12 protein-coding genes are annotated in these 13,811 nt (G+C 36.3%); 1 reads left to right on the forward strand and 11 read right to left on the reverse strand.

Going from position 1 to position 13,811, the window contains the following annotated elements; genetic code table 11:
• Window positions 1-306: 306 nt before the first annotated feature.
• From GSM_RS06330 to GSM_RS06350, 5 genes are all read right to left on the reverse strand, one after another.
• A complete protein-coding gene (locus tag GSM_RS06330; protein ID WP_003691294.1) occupies window positions 307-1,785 on the reverse strand; it encodes a glycoside hydrolase family 1 protein in 1,479 nt (492 codons plus the stop codon).
• A 50-nt stretch (window positions 1,786-1,835) separates the two neighbouring features.
• Complete coding sequence (locus tag GSM_RS06335) at window positions 1,836-2,153, reverse strand: PTS sugar transporter subunit IIB (protein ID WP_003691293.1); 318 nt, start codon at window positions 2,151-2,153, stop codon at window positions 1,836-1,838.
• A gap of 132 nt (window positions 2,154-2,285) precedes the next feature.
• A complete protein-coding gene (locus tag GSM_RS06340; protein WP_003691291.1) occupies window positions 2,286-3,677 on the reverse strand; it encodes a flavocytochrome c in 1,392 nt (463 codons plus the stop codon).
• A 60-nt stretch (window positions 3,678-3,737) separates the two neighbouring features.
• Window positions 3,738-5,120 (reverse strand): class II fumarate hydratase, encoded by a 1,383-nt coding sequence (locus GSM_RS06345; protein ID WP_003691290.1) that lies wholly within the window; start codon window positions 5,118-5,120, stop codon window positions 3,738-3,740.
• 91 nt (window positions 5,121-5,211) lie between these two features.
• On the reverse strand, window positions 5,212-6,051 hold the full coding sequence (locus GSM_RS06350) for an aldo/keto reductase (RefSeq protein WP_003691288.1): 840 nt from the start codon (window positions 6,049-6,051) through the stop codon (window positions 5,212-5,214).
• A 184-nt stretch (window positions 6,052-6,235) separates the two neighbouring features.
• Here GSM_RS06350 and GSM_RS06355 point away from each other — a divergent pair, with 184 nt between their 5' ends.
• Window positions 6,236-7,150, forward strand: a complete 915-nt coding sequence (locus GSM_RS06355) for a cation diffusion facilitator family transporter (RefSeq protein WP_003691286.1) — start codon at window positions 6,236-6,238, stop codon at window positions 7,148-7,150.
• Between the two features lie 377 nt (window positions 7,151-7,527).
• Here the strand turns inward: GSM_RS06355 and GSM_RS06360 are convergent, their stop codons facing one another.
• The 6 genes from GSM_RS06360 to GSM_RS06385 form a co-directional block, all read right to left on the reverse strand.
• On the reverse strand, window positions 7,528-8,187 hold the full coding sequence (locus tag GSM_RS06360; RefSeq protein ID WP_187323315.1) for a P-loop nucleotide/nucleoside kinase family protein: 660 nt from the start codon (window positions 8,185-8,187) through the stop codon (window positions 7,528-7,530).
• 77 nt (window positions 8,188-8,264) lie between these two features.
• On the reverse strand, window positions 8,265-9,101 hold the full coding sequence (locus tag GSM_RS06365; protein ID WP_003691284.1) for a class II fructose-bisphosphate aldolase: 837 nt from the start codon (window positions 9,099-9,101) through the stop codon (window positions 8,265-8,267).
• A 30-nt stretch (window positions 9,102-9,131) separates the two neighbouring features.
• Window positions 9,132-9,524 (reverse strand): tetratricopeptide repeat protein, encoded by a 393-nt coding sequence (locus GSM_RS06370; protein WP_029327379.1) that lies wholly within the window; start codon window positions 9,522-9,524, stop codon window positions 9,132-9,134.
• A 41-nt stretch (window positions 9,525-9,565) separates the two neighbouring features.
• The gene (locus GSM_RS06375) at window positions 9,566-10,849 is read right to left on the reverse strand and encodes a PTS sugar transporter subunit IIC (RefSeq protein WP_003691280.1); all 1,284 of its coding nucleotides are present in this window, start codon (window positions 10,847-10,849) and stop codon (window positions 9,566-9,568) included.
• A gap of 34 nt (window positions 10,850-10,883) precedes the next feature.
• Complete coding sequence (locus tag GSM_RS06380) at window positions 10,884-11,186, reverse strand: PTS sugar transporter subunit IIB (protein ID WP_003691278.1); 303 nt, start codon at window positions 11,184-11,186, stop codon at window positions 10,884-10,886.
• Between the two features lie 2 nt (window positions 11,187-11,188).
• Window positions 11,189-13,297, reverse strand: a complete 2,109-nt coding sequence (locus tag GSM_RS06385; protein WP_003691277.1) for a BglG family transcription antiterminator — start codon at window positions 13,295-13,297, stop codon at window positions 11,189-11,191.
• Between the last annotated feature and the right edge of the window lie 514 nt (window positions 13,298-13,811).

Here is a 13,811-nt window from a genome sequence, read left to right on the forward strand (position 1 = left end):
CGCTTCATCAGAATACTTTCATTATACATCCTTATAGTACTAACTTTAAATAGACAAGTTTTATATACTTTTTTTTGAATGTTTGAACTATATATAACTTAAATAAGAAACAAGAACAATGTTAATGTGTAACAATAAAAGCTGAAAATTAAAGCTTTAACTCCTAAAAACATTTATACGAATCAATAAAAAGGACTAGTTCAAAATTCAACTTTTGACCCAGCCCCTAATCACTAATAAATTTAAATGTAATTTTCTTATTTCATGTTTATTTTTTCCCAAAAAATGTTGCTTTTACCACATTTTCTAGATTTCCGAGCCATTATTTTGTATAACTTCTTTGTACCAGTAAAATGAGTCTTTGGGAGTTCGTTTTAATGTTCCATTACCTTGATCATCACGATCAACATAGACAAATCCATATCGTTTCCTCATTTCGCCGGTCCCCGCTGATACCAAATCAATACATCCCCACATAGTATAACCTAACAGATCAATCCCATCGATATCGATTGCTTCTTTCATCGATTTAATATTTGCCTTTAGATATTTAATTCGATAATCATCATGCACTTTTCCATCTTCAAGAACATCAGCCCAGCCTATTCCGTTTTCAACAATCCAAAGCGGTTTACGGTACCTATCCCACAATGTATTTAGTGCTATCCGCAAACATTCTGGGTCAGTGGTCCATCCCCAAGCATTAGTCTCTAGATATGGATTTTTTACTCCGTTGGACCCCAAGTTTCCACTAGACTTTGCTTCTTCTTGATGCGTTGTGAATACAGATGAACCATAACACGAAAAGCTTAAGAAATCAGCAGGATATTTCGCAAGCAGCTCATAATCCTCAGGACTATCATCCAGCACAATTCCTTCCCTCTCATATTGTTTCCACCGATACTCAGGATATTTTCCACCAGTTTGCACATCAGAGTAAAATAGCATTTTTTGATTCAATTCCATAATTTTAACTTGATCAACTGGGTCACAAGTATATGAATATAAAGGCTGAAAAGCTAACATTTGCCCTACTTTGATTTTCTCATCTACCTTGTGTGCAAGTTTAACTACTTTTGCACTAGCAATAAACTGATTATGTGCCGCCTGAGCACGATTCTGTGGTGTAGGATCAAGAACACCTCCCGCAATATATGGAGCTAAATCCATAGCGTTAATTTCATTAAACGTCAACCAATACTTCACTCGATCATGATAACGTTCAATCACGATTGCCGAATACCTTTCAAAATAGTCAATTAACTGACGATTGACCCAACCGCCATATTTAACAGATAAATTCAGTGGCGTCTCATAATGAGAAAGTGTCACTAGAGGTTCGATCCCATATTTTTCCAGTTCATCAAACACCTTATCATAAAATTCTAAACCTAATTCATTAGGATGTTCATCATCCCCATTGGGAAAGATTCTTGCCCAGTTGATTGATAAGCGATACACCTTAAATCCCATTTTGGCCATTAATGCAATGTCTTCTTTGTAGTGATGATAGAAGTCAGTCGCCGTATGGCTTGGATAGTATTCGTCCTCAAGTACTGCAGGTATGGCACCTTCGGGTATTTCAAATTTTTCCCCCCACATTACCGGAGCATGTCCTTTTTTATTTGTTTTTTTATTAATCCATGTAACTTTTCGTGCCTCAGTGTGGGAGCCATTGGTTAATACATCTGCCGTGTTTAAACCTTTGCCATCTTCTAAATATGCTCCCTCATACTGATTAGCAGCTGTGGCTCCACCCCACAAAAAATTTTCTGGAAAACCCATTCTTCGACCACCTCTCATTGATTAAAATCATAGTTAATTAAAATATACCGTCAGGCCATTAAACCTTCCGCTTGCTCCAAAACTTTTGCACCTTTCATCATTCCATATGACTGCATATCAATTACATCCATCGGGATTTTTTTGTCAACTAATTTCTTTTCAATATCATTTTTCATATATCTAATCTGTGGTCCTAGTAAAACAACATCAATTTCCTTTTCTACCAACTTTTGATCAATTTCGGAGGCTGAAACTGCAAAAATATCATATTCCTTACCTTGTTCCTTTGCTGCAGTCTGCATCTTAGCAACAAGCATGCTGGTACTCATTCCTGCTGCACAACATAACATAATCGTTTTTTCACTCATAATAAACCCACCCTCTCATTATCAATTAAAGTACTTTATTACATACTCATTTTACATTATTTAGATAGCGCTTACAACCTTTCCAAAGTCTATACAAAAAAAGAACTGCATTTTAGCAGCTCTACCTCTCACCTATTGTTTCAAATATACATATGCTTGCTGTGCAGCCTGTCTCCCGAAAACAACTGTTTCTGCAATGGAGTTGCCTCCAATTCGATTATTACCATGTAATCCACCAGCAACCTCACCAGCAGCAAAAATTCCTGGAATCGCATAACCATTTCCGTCCAACACTCTGGTTTTTTCATCAACATGAATTCCACCCATTGTGTAATGAACCGCCGGTGCAACGTGGATTGCATAATATGGCCCAGCATCTAATTTGATATTCATTCCTGTTTTTCTTCCAAATGTTGTATCCACTCCAGCCTCGACCGCTTTATTCCATTCTGCTAAAGTGGAAGTTAAGCTATTACTATCAATTTTCAAGTTTTCTGCTAATTCAGCAACTGTTTCTGCACTCTCAACCAATCCTATATGATTATAGAATTCAATTGCTTTAACACGTTTTCTGACCTTCTCATCAAAGATCAAGTATGCACTTTTCCCTGGTAAAGCAGTAATTGCATGTGAAACAACTTTTCTTGTATCCAGTTCATCAACAAATCGTTTTCCTTCACTAGATACAAGAATGGCTCCTTCGCCGCGAACCGTTTCACCTATCAGGTACGCATGCGGCGTATCTTGTTGTACTGTTGGATGAATTTGAATCATTTCCATCTGAATTAATTCAGCACCTATTTCCTGTGCAAGCGATAATCCATCCCCAGTGGCGCCACCATGGTTGGTTGTCTTATAATTCAACAATTCTGGTCGATACTTCTTTATCCATTTAGTACCGGCCCCAAATCCTCCCGTTGCGATAACAATCGACTTCCCTACAACCGTCTTTCGCATCTCATCACTTAACCTGATAACTACTTCAGTGTCAGAAGTATTCTTTTTTATATGTTCAACTTTGACCTGTGTAAATAAGGGGATATTCTCTTTCTGAATAATACGCAGCAGTCCTTTAATTAGATATGCTCCAACTGGTGCAGTCGAAGCTGGCCGATGTGCTCTTTTCTTACTCATTCCGCCCGTTATTGTTAGATCGGTCAATTCTATATCATGAGAAGAAAGCCATTCAATTGCCAAGGCTGTATGTGTAGTAAAATACTCTAACATTTCCTGGTTATTCAGCTTTCCTCCACCTTGATACGTTTCATCGTAAAATTCGGCAAAACTATCAACTACCCCATTAGCTAATTGAACTTCTGTTTCAGCAGCATTCATCCCAGAAGACGCACGATTAGTATTACCTCCAATTTTGTCCATCTTTTCCAAGATAACTGGTTTAAGTCCAAGTTCATATGCTTGAATTGCACAAGTTAGTCCTGTACTACCAGAACCTATTATTATTACATCGTAGTCTGTTCCAAGTTGCTTAATCGGACTAGGTGTGAAAACAAACTTATCAGCCATTATTTTTCTCCCCCATATTTAGCTCTACTTGTATTTAAGTATTCCACTTCATTTATTTTTTTATTTTGCATCAATCATTGTCATCTTCTTAGGATCAACCCACTTATCAAAATCACTTTCTGAGATTTCTCCTGTTTCTAGTGCAGCTTCTTTCAACGAAATACCTTGTTTTTGGGCCTTTTGCGCAATTTCAGCACTTTTATGATATCCCAAGTGTGGTGACAGAGCCGTTACAGTCATCAGCGAGTTATTTACCAGCTCCACCATTTTCTTCTCATTAACTGTCATCCCCACAATCATTTTTTCGTTAAAACCATTGACGGTAAGTGTCAGCAGGTTAACCGATTCTAGAAAAGTATCGATAATCACAGGTTTATAAACATTCATTTCGAAATTTCCCTGTGATGCTGCCACGGAAATTACCGTGTCATTGCCAATAACGCGAACAGCTGCCATGGTTAGCGCCTCAGCCTGTGTAGGATTGACCTTGCCCGGCATGATCGATGAACCAGGTTCGTTTGCTGGAATGTTCAATTCACCATATCCGGCACGAGGTCCACTTGCCAAAAATCTGACATCATTTGCTATTTTAAGTAAATCTGCCGCCAATGTTTTTAGTGTTCCGTGTACAGCATTGATTGCTGAATGTGCCGCTAATCCATAAAATTTATTATTTTCCACATTGAATTTATCATGATAGTGATTGTTGATCTCAGTATTTACGATTTTCGTAAATTCCTTTGTTGTGTTCAATCCTGTACCTACTGCAGTTCCTCCAAGTGGTAATTCATACAAACTTTTCTTTATAGTATTAATGAATGATAAATCATGTTCCAACATACTTATCCAACCACTGATTTCCTGGCCAAATGTCAGTGGAGTTGCATCCTGCAGGTGCGTTCTGCCAATCTTTACAGTCTCCCAATAGCGTTCTTGCTTATCTCTTAACGTGGCTGCTAGTTTTTGGACTTCTTCAATTAGATTTTTCAAAGCCTGAGTCGCTGCAATATTCATTGCGGTAGGAAAAACGTCATTGGAACTCTGCCCCATATTAACATCATCATTGGGTAAAATTTCTAGATTGGAGTTAAGCTTCTTTGCCATATGTGCAATAACTTCATTAACATTCATATTAGTTTGTGTCCCAGAACCGGTTTGGTACACTCGCAATGGAAAATCACTTCTTAATTCTGCATCTCCAAGCTGTAATAAAGTATCTACTGCTTCGACAATTAAGTCTCTTTTTTCTTCAGTCATTTTCCCAAGTTGACGGTTAGCCACTGCGGCAGCCTTTTTAATTACTAACAGTACCTTAATTATATCCAAAGGCATCTTATTTCCGGCTTTAAAATTTTGCCTGCTTCTTTCAGTTTGCGCTCCCCACAAAGCATTGGCAGGAATATTAACAGACCCAATCGTATCGCTCTCAATCCTAAAATCCACTTTGTTGTCAACTCCTTAAAATAATAGTTTGTTACATTTTACACAATAAATTTTATAACAAAACAGTTAAAAACCTGCTTTGATTGCCTTTTTATTTTAAATTTCCCAGTTCATTAAATTCTGCATCTGTTAACTCAATCTTAGCTGCCTCTAAATTCTGCACTGCATGTTCTTTTGATTTGGTACCAGGAATTGGCATTATTACTGCACTTTTCTTCAGCAGCCATGCTAGTGCAATCTGTGAAGGACTTGCGTCATATTTATCTGCAATCTTTAACAATCTTTTATCCTCACTCAACTTTCCTGTTGCAAGCGGAAACCATGGAATAAATGCCAAGTGATTTTTTTCAGCGAATTCTAAGACATCTTCATCAGCACGATCTATCAAGTTATATCTATTTTGAACGGATACGATTGGAACAATTTTTTGTGCTGCCTCAATCTCGGGAACGGAAACTTGGCTTAGTCCAATATGTTTTATCTTTCCCTCACTTTGTAATTCTTTTAGCACTCCGAGCTGTTCTTCAAGAGGAACTGTTTTATCAATTCTGTGAAGCTGCAAAAGATCAATTTGTTTTAATCCCAATGAGAATAAGTTTAATTCAACTTGTTGTCTTAGATAGTCTGGTCGACCATTAGGGGTCCATTGCCCTGGACCTTGTCTTGTAAATCCAACTTTAGTTGCTACCATTACATTGTTACCTGGCCGTTGTTTCAATGCTTCTTTCAAATAGAGATTAGCGAAGAAAGGTCCATATGAATCTGCAGTATCAATAAAATCAACTCCGTTGTCAATTACAGTTGTTACTACTTCTACAGCATTCTCAACGTCTTTAGCAGGTCCCCAAACACCTTTACCAGGCAACTGCATCGTCCCATATCCTAAACGGTTGACTTTCAAGCCTTTGCCAAAATCAAAGAATTGTTCCATCGTAGTTCCTCCTTTTCATTTATATACTGATAATACATCAGATTGCCTCAATAATTGTTGCAGAAGTGTTTCTTTTTTATTTTCTTAAATTTTCGAGAAATTCTCATTGTTTTTCCTGACCCACAGTGCTATATTTAAGATAATATGAACATATACTCATATTATCATAGAGAGGAGTAGTAATATGGATCAACCCAATAACACAAACTTAAGATTTTTATCAGTTACGACTTTAAATATCCTAATCACCTTTTTTGAATTAGTTGGTGGTTTGCTTTCAGGAAGCCTTTCGCTGATTTCTGATGCATTTCATAATTTTAGCGATACTTTCTCGATTGTTTTAAGCTATCTTGCCAATGTAATTGGGAACAAAAAAGCTACTCCTAAAAATTCTTATGGTTATCGTCGCGCAGAAATTCTAACTGCATTACTCAACTCCATTATACTGGTTTTGATCTCTTTATTCTTACTATTCGAGGGAATTGATCGCATTCAGAATCCTGAGGCTGTTAAGGGTGCTATTATGTTCTGGGTGGCAATAATTAGTTTTATTGCTAATTTGGGTGCTGCTCTCTTATTACGCGGTGGATCACATAATAATCTTAATATGAAAGCTACTTACTTACATCTATTGAGTGACTCCCTTGCCTCAATTGGTGTAATAATCGGTGCTATTTTTATTTACTTCTTCAATCTTACTTGGATCGATCCCGTTATTACCATCCTAGTATCACTCTATATTGCTTACGAATCTCTACCGATTATCCAGCAGACATTCAGAATCCTTATGGAAGGATCACCTGATATTGATGTCGAACATGTTAAAAGTGATTTGCTGGCTATTCCAGAAATAAAAGATGTCCATCACTTTCACTCTTGGTCAATTAACGAAAATGAACTAATGGCATCTGTACATGTCAATCTCCCCGATTTGCCACTCAGTGAAACCGAGAAAATATATGGCAATATTGAAAATGTATTAAAAGCTAAATATAATATTAGTCACGTTACAATTCAGGCCGAATGTACCCGTGGCCTAAAAAAAGCAATGTGCCTGTCTAACGAAGATGAAGATAACGATATACGAAATGGCAAGTAAAGTTATGTTCCAATAAATATTGAACTCACAAAAATTTATTAAGATCCCAGAATAAAACAAGTCATATTTTCCAAACAAACAGCTCTACCAGAAGAAGTCATAATTTTTCTGATAGAGCTATTAATGTATTCTAGGATGAAAATACAGCCATGCTCCAGTGCCTTCAAAACAATACCCTAAAAAAATAAAATGTTTATATAACACGTATTGCAACTTGAAATTATAATATAGTTCTATTGTTATCCGTACTTTCGCTAATTTATTTCAATCTTTTGTCTGCCAATTGTTTCTTCATTATGACATCCTTGATCAAAAAAAAGGTCCCAGTGGCACTGTCAATTTGTCACTTAAGATAAAATAATATATCTTCTCGTATGCTAGTTGCCTTCGTTATTTATGGATAAGGCATTAATACCAATTATTTTCTCAAGTGTATTAACCAACCTTGAATAATCAATTTGAGAGTAATTACTCACATTAACACGAAGTAATTTTCCTAAACTAAAATTTGCATATCCGCGGTCCCTCATTCGTCTTTCAAATGTTTCTATACTTGGCATCCCATCAAATTTTGTGTTTGATTCTAATACATCATCACGATGATAGTGATTCATCAGATGTCCGAGATGTCGTGGTTCTTCTTGATCACGATTACGTTGACGCCAATACAAAATATCAACTGGAGCCTCTAGCCTCACAGTAATTACTTGATAATCGTTTTTATATGCAATGCTTTTAAGATATGGTTTTTGTTTATAGCTAAAAGGATAATCACACAGTATCTGTTTTTCATAACTCATCATGAGTCCAACTGCTCGATAAAAACGTTCTCGTGCCTCTTCATCAAGAACTTTTTTTTGCTCTAAATTATCAAAACCAATTTCATCGTATATGTGTTCCTTAAACATATCTAGCGGCGTATAAATTAGAAAAGGAAATGCTCGCATAATAATTCTTCCTGTGTAACTTTTACCTGTTCCTGGAGCTCCGGCTAATAAAATTAATGTTTTTTGTGCTGAATTCACTACTATCACCATCCCCCACTGCAAAGTAAAAGATTGGAAAATTAACGAACTTTTCTCCCAATCTTTACTGTCACATTAAACAATACTTTTTATTTATTCAAAAACAAACCTATCTTGTGTTTTACCACATCGTACACTGCCTTATTACATGGCATGATATTGTTTCGCAAAGAGTTATTAACTTCAGTTTTATCAAAATACTTCTTAGCAGTTCGTGTCCAAGCAACTAGTAATTCAGTGCCGACATTAAATTTACGAATACCATTTTCCGTCAGACGATGATAATCATTCTCGTTAACTCCAGTACCACCGTGGATCACAAGCGGCGTTGATATATTTGAATGAAGTTCTTCAATTAAATTCCAATTAAGTTTCGTTTTAGATTCAAACTGACCATGATGAGTACCAACACCCACAGCAAGTGCATCAACAGGCACATTACTCAGAAATTCAAGTGCTTGTTTAGGATCGGTATAGACCCCTTCGGCAACAGTTATTCCCTCCTCAGTACCCCCAATTGTACCAATTTCACATTCAACTGCTACACCATGTTTATGTGCATAATCTGTTACACGTAATGAACGTTCCATATTTTCTCGGAAGGGCAATGCCGAGCCATCAAACATTACAGAGCTGTATCCAGCATCAATTGCTTCTTTTATATTGTCAAAGGATTTAGCGTGGTCAAGATGTAAATCCACATCGACAAGTAACTCTTCAGCCATCATTTTACATACAGCTACAAAGTTTTTCATTCCAACATATTTTGCAGTAGATTCACTGGTTTGAATGATAACTGGCGATCCAGCATCTTTAGCTGCTCGAATCATATCAGGTACCATTTCAAGATTATGCGCATTAAAAGCACCCACAGTATAGTTCAATTTTTCTGCTTCCCCTAACATCGACTCAAGATTCTTGTACATAAGATAACTCCTCCTATTTAGATATAATTTTCAGAACATGTTTGAACGCAGAACTCGTTTTGACATATCTAATAAACTATCAGTTTTCCCAATCCATTTTTGAATTTCAGCATCATCTTTAGCCACTGCCGCAATTTTGCGTTTTTCCTCATAAAGATTCAATAATACGTTATATGCATCACCAAACTGTTCCTTGATCTTCAAGCTTGCTTCATATGCAAAGATAGCATTATCTGTTTGATTAAGTTTCACATATACCGTACCAAGATCCTCATACAATTTAATTTTTTCATCATCAGCATTAGCCTCGCTTATCTCTTTTTTAAGATTTGCTGCTCTAATGATAAGATTTTCAATTTCCTTAGAAGTTAGTTCTTTAGCATTAGTAAACTCTACTTTTTTCTTTTTATTAAATCCAAACATGGCATCATCTCCCATCACAAAATCAGCTATTTTTGTCATACCTAGATTGCCTTCAAAATCGGTGCAAAAATAAATGCATACATTAATGCTGCGACAATCGTATCAGAATCAGTAGCACTAGCATTTACAAAACCAAGGCTTTGCAAAGCAACAACCAACAGTGCTGGGAGTAACGTAATGAACAAACCGTGAAGCACACCTCCAATGATTGCCCCTCGTCGCCCACCAACAACATTACCAAAAATTCCAGCAGTCCCACCTGCAAAAAAGTTTGTTAACATACCTGGTAAAATAACGGCTAGACCCATCACTGGCATTAAGAACATACCAATCACTGTACCAATTGTAGTTGTGACAAATCCGAGAATAACTGCGTTTGGTGAGTATGGGAAAAGAACAGGGCAATCTAACGCAGGTTTTGCATCGGGAACAAGCTTCATAGCAATACCACGAAATGCTGGCACAATTTCTCCCAACAGAAGTCGAACCCCTGCCAACAGTACATAGACACCGACAACAAACTGAACAGCTTGTAGGAATGATTCGACCATATAATTAGTCGTACCAACACCTGCCCACTTTGGACCTGCAAATGCAGCAGTGATTAAATACAAAGGGACCATAACAACAGCAACTGATAGGTAAGTATCCTGCATAAATTCGAGAGCCTTAGGAAGTTTAATGTCCTCAACAGAATGCTTATTTTCACCACGTTCGCCAAAAATCCAGGCTGCACCTGCTTCAAATAGATAACCGACTGTACAGAAGTGTCCTAATGCAATTGCATCATTACCAGTAATTTTGCGAACAAATGGTTGAGCTAATGCTGGCATAGCAACAGCAAAAATACCGCCAATAATGCTCCCCAAAACAACCGTTACAACGGTATTGAAACCACAAATTTTACCGCCAACAACCGTCATTGTGGACATCCATAATAGCGCTTGACCGGTCAAGAAAATGTACTTCCAGGGTGAAAAACGTGCAATAATAATGTTAACAATGAAGATACCTAGGAATGTAAACGCAATTTCATTACCTAATCCCAACGTGTTCATTGCTTGCCCATTGATTGCTTCTATGCTTGGAACAACACCGTTCAAATGAAATGCATGTTGAAAGATTTTACCAAAGTATGTCAAGCTAGCAGTAATAACCGTAGAACCCGCGCTCAGAACCTCAAATCCAAGTAAAGTTTTAAAAGTACCTGTGAGCACCGTACCGAATGATTTCTTTTGCAGAACTAAACCCAGTAACGCAATAAGTGCGATGATAATAGCTGATTGCGTTAGAATATTTTGAATAATAAAATTAATAACAACCATATCGTCTTACCTCCAGACAAATTTACTGATTACTTTATTCTGACAATTCTTTGATAACTGGAATAAGCTTTTCCTTAATTTCGTTCTCACTAACAATGTTGTGTAAAAATACAAAATGAATTTCTGGGTCCATCTCAAATTTTTCAAATTGCATTTTAAAATTTTCGGCCGAAACAATAATATCTGTCCTTAACCCTGGTGCTGATGATATAGATTCGTGCTCTAAATCTGCCTCAATTTTTTCCTTGCTAAGCACATCCTCTACCACCATTTGGCAAGCTAAAGAACTTCCCAGCCCATTACCACAAATAAAATAAATTTTCAATTTCTTATTCATTTTTAAATCATCTCCTTAGTCTCATTTGGACCAAACAGCACTTTACAAAATTCGTTAATATCAGAAATATCAGCAAGTCTTTCAACCTTATCTTGATCATTAATTAACCGCACAACAGATTTCATCACATTTAAGTGTGAGTAATTATCAACCGCTGCTAGACAAAAAATAATTTTAACAGGATCATTTTCGGGATTTCCAAAATTGATTGGGTGGGCAAGTGTCATAATTGACACACCAAGTTTTTTTGCACCATCCTCTGGTCTTGCATGTGCCAATGCAATTGATGGACCAATAACGATATATGGCCCATAATCTTCAACTGATTCTATCATTGCCTTTACGTATCTCGACTCAATATAGTTTTCATCTAGGAGTGGCTTTGCAGACCTCATAATCGCATCTTTCCATCCACTAACTGGTACCTGTAATTGAATTTGACTATTGTTAATAAGATCCCTCAACATTGGTTGAACCTCTCTTTCATTTATTTTCAACCTATTTTTTTCAAATACCCGCCGTAGCTCAAAAACCAAACTATTGCTAATGTCTATACTATTTTTTTTGAGAACAATCAATATATTATTGAATAATCGTGCAGGTTCTAACTGATTTTCCTCATACTTTGATAGCTTAGAGTGTTCTTTTAAGAAATTTGCTACGGCTTGAACATCTTTAACAGAAGGTATCGGATTTACTTTAAGGCTCGGAAATCCTGCAATTTCAACATCAACTGTTTTAAAAACCAATCCAACTGGTATTTTATTCAGGATGTCAAGTTCAGACACACTTAAAATTGCCAAAACGTCAACATTGAAATGCTCTTCAAGTTTTGCTGCCAGTAAACGTCCGGTTGCCAATCCATAGTTACAGATAATTGCAATTCTGTACTTGCGAACCTGTTCTTGACAAATTTCAACCTGTGTAGTTGAAAAGTAGACAGCAAGATATCCTATTTCATCGTCTGAGAGATTCATTTGATACTCCTGACCCCTTTTTAAAAAAAAAGCTTTAACCGAATTGAAGATTTCTGGATAACTTTGCATAATAGTCCTTTTTAACGGATTATATGCATTTACACTCCTACTTTGTCTCTTAATTAATGCCGAGATATGCTTATATACCCGCTCGAATAGACTCTCACTTTTTGAAAATGGAAACTCAAGTGTTTCTTCCATCCACTCGATCAACGCCAAACATATAATTTGTGATTTAGCCCAATTTTCCAATTCTGCTGGTTCATCAGAGTCAAAACTACTAATTGTAAATGCCAAATAACTGGCCTCTGATTTACCAATAATTTTCAAACCAAAATGTCCAATTATAGCGTTTACAAATTCTGATTGATGATCGTTAAGTGTAGCCACATCTGTATCTGCGTCAGTATCAACATTATGACCATTTTGTACACGTAAGAGCCATACCATTGTCAGCACAATTGCTTGCTGTTGATAATTGTCATTTACTCCTAAATGTGAATCAGAAAAGATATCTCGTAAAATTTTTTTCAAATAAATAACATCAGTATTGTTAAAAACTTTTCTTGCTTCATTTACTAGTATTGTCGACCATTTAAATCTATCACGAACTATATCTAAGATATTAGGCTGATGACTAAACATGTCTGTAAACATCATTCGAATCGCACGTTCATTTCCTTGCACGCTTACTCCACTTGTATGATTGGTAACAATACGCAATCCATAAGGTTGAACCAACTTTCGCAAATCACGCATATCGTTGTCCATTGTACTTTTACTAATTTGCATATCTTCTTGTAATTCAACTAAAAATAAAGGGTCTTTAGCAAACAAGAATTCCATGAGCAAAAATATGATTCTTTGTTGTGGGTTTAAATACGAGTCATCTTGCACATTGTCGTTTGCCATCTGGATAAATTTTTTCATTATTGTCGAGGAGAACGGATTATAAATTGTACCCTTACTGATAACTATTTGATCAAGCCCTTTGCTGGCCAGCAATTCGTTGAGCTGTCTGATATCATTGCGTACAGTTTTGGTAGTCACTCCGAGCTGAATTGCTAAATCCTTCACCTTCAGCTCTTGTAAACCACTTATCACTTCTAATACCTGAATCAATTTATCTCGCATGTTCTCACCCCACATTTATATTTTATGTAACCGCTTACTATTTTAAAAGTACTAATTGTTTCCCTCACTATGGGAAAACAATTATTATTAGCTCTATACGCTGTAAAAGAGTATAATTCTTTCACTATATTTTCTTAATATCCTTCTAAATAAAAGCAGGTATTGTTTAAAATTTGTTCAGTCTCAAATGTACAACCTTTTTATTGTTGCTTGCCTTTAAATCCCTCTGTTCTTGTAAATATCATCTTACTGAAAACTATTATATTGAAAGTAAGTTTTTCTCGCTAAGGCTGTGCTGTTCTCACCCCACAAGTAAAATTTATGGTTTATCTAACCTTGATAATAAAAGGGGCTGTGCCATAAGTCCTTCAAAAAAGAAGAGATTAGCGAAAATTGTTCTTAGATTTTCACTAATCTCTTCTTTTTGTTTATAAAGGGGTATTGTTTTTGAAAGTGCTGGCTGCAATCGGTGCTTTTTATTTTTAATTATACCAAAAGAGCTTCACCAGAAAAA

Origin of the sequence: Liquorilactobacillus mali KCTC 3596 = DSM 20444 (assembly GCF_000260415.1) — a bacterium.
GTDB lineage: Bacteria > Bacillota > Bacilli > Lactobacillales > Lactobacillaceae > Liquorilactobacillus > Liquorilactobacillus mali.

Excerpts from the sequence above, each read along its gene's own strand:
- GSM_RS06365 (WP_003691284.1), bottom strand. The coding sequence starts at position 9,101 with ATGTACAAGAATCTTGAGTCGATGTTAGGGGAAGCAGAAAAATTGAAC.
- GSM_RS06385 (WP_003691277.1), bottom strand. The coding sequence starts at position 13,297 with ATGCGAGATAAATTGATTCAGGTATTAGAAGTGATAAGTGGTTTACAA.
- GSM_RS06330 (WP_003691294.1), bottom strand. The coding sequence starts at position 1,785 with ATGGGTTTTCCAGAAAATTTTTTGTGGGGTGGAGCCACAGCTGCTAAT.
- GSM_RS06355 (WP_003691286.1), top strand. The coding sequence starts at position 6,236 with ATGGATCAACCCAATAACACAAACTTAAGATTTTTATCAGTTACGACT.
- GSM_RS06370 (WP_029327379.1), bottom strand. The coding sequence starts at position 9,524 with ATGTTTGGATTTAATAAAAAGAAAAAAGTAGAGTTTACTAATGCTAAA.
- GSM_RS06350 (WP_003691288.1), bottom strand. The coding sequence starts at position 6,051 with ATGGAACAATTCTTTGATTTTGGCAAAGGCTTGAAAGTCAACCGTTTA.
- GSM_RS06375 (WP_003691280.1), bottom strand. The coding sequence starts at position 10,849 with ATGGTTGTTATTAATTTTATTATTCAAAATATTCTAACGCAATCAGCT.
- GSM_RS06360 (WP_187323315.1), bottom strand. The coding sequence starts at position 8,187 with ATGGTGATAGTAGTGAATTCAGCACAAAAAACATTAATTTTATTAGCC.
- GSM_RS06380 (WP_003691278.1), bottom strand. The coding sequence starts at position 11,186 with ATGAATAAGAAATTGAAAATTTATTTTATTTGTGGTAATGGGCTGGGA.
- GSM_RS06335 (WP_003691293.1), bottom strand. The coding sequence starts at position 2,153 with ATGAGTGAAAAAACGATTATGTTATGTTGTGCAGCAGGAATGAGTACC.
- GSM_RS06340 (WP_003691291.1), bottom strand. The coding sequence starts at position 3,677 with ATGGCTGATAAGTTTGTTTTCACACCTAGTCCGATTAAGCAACTTGGA.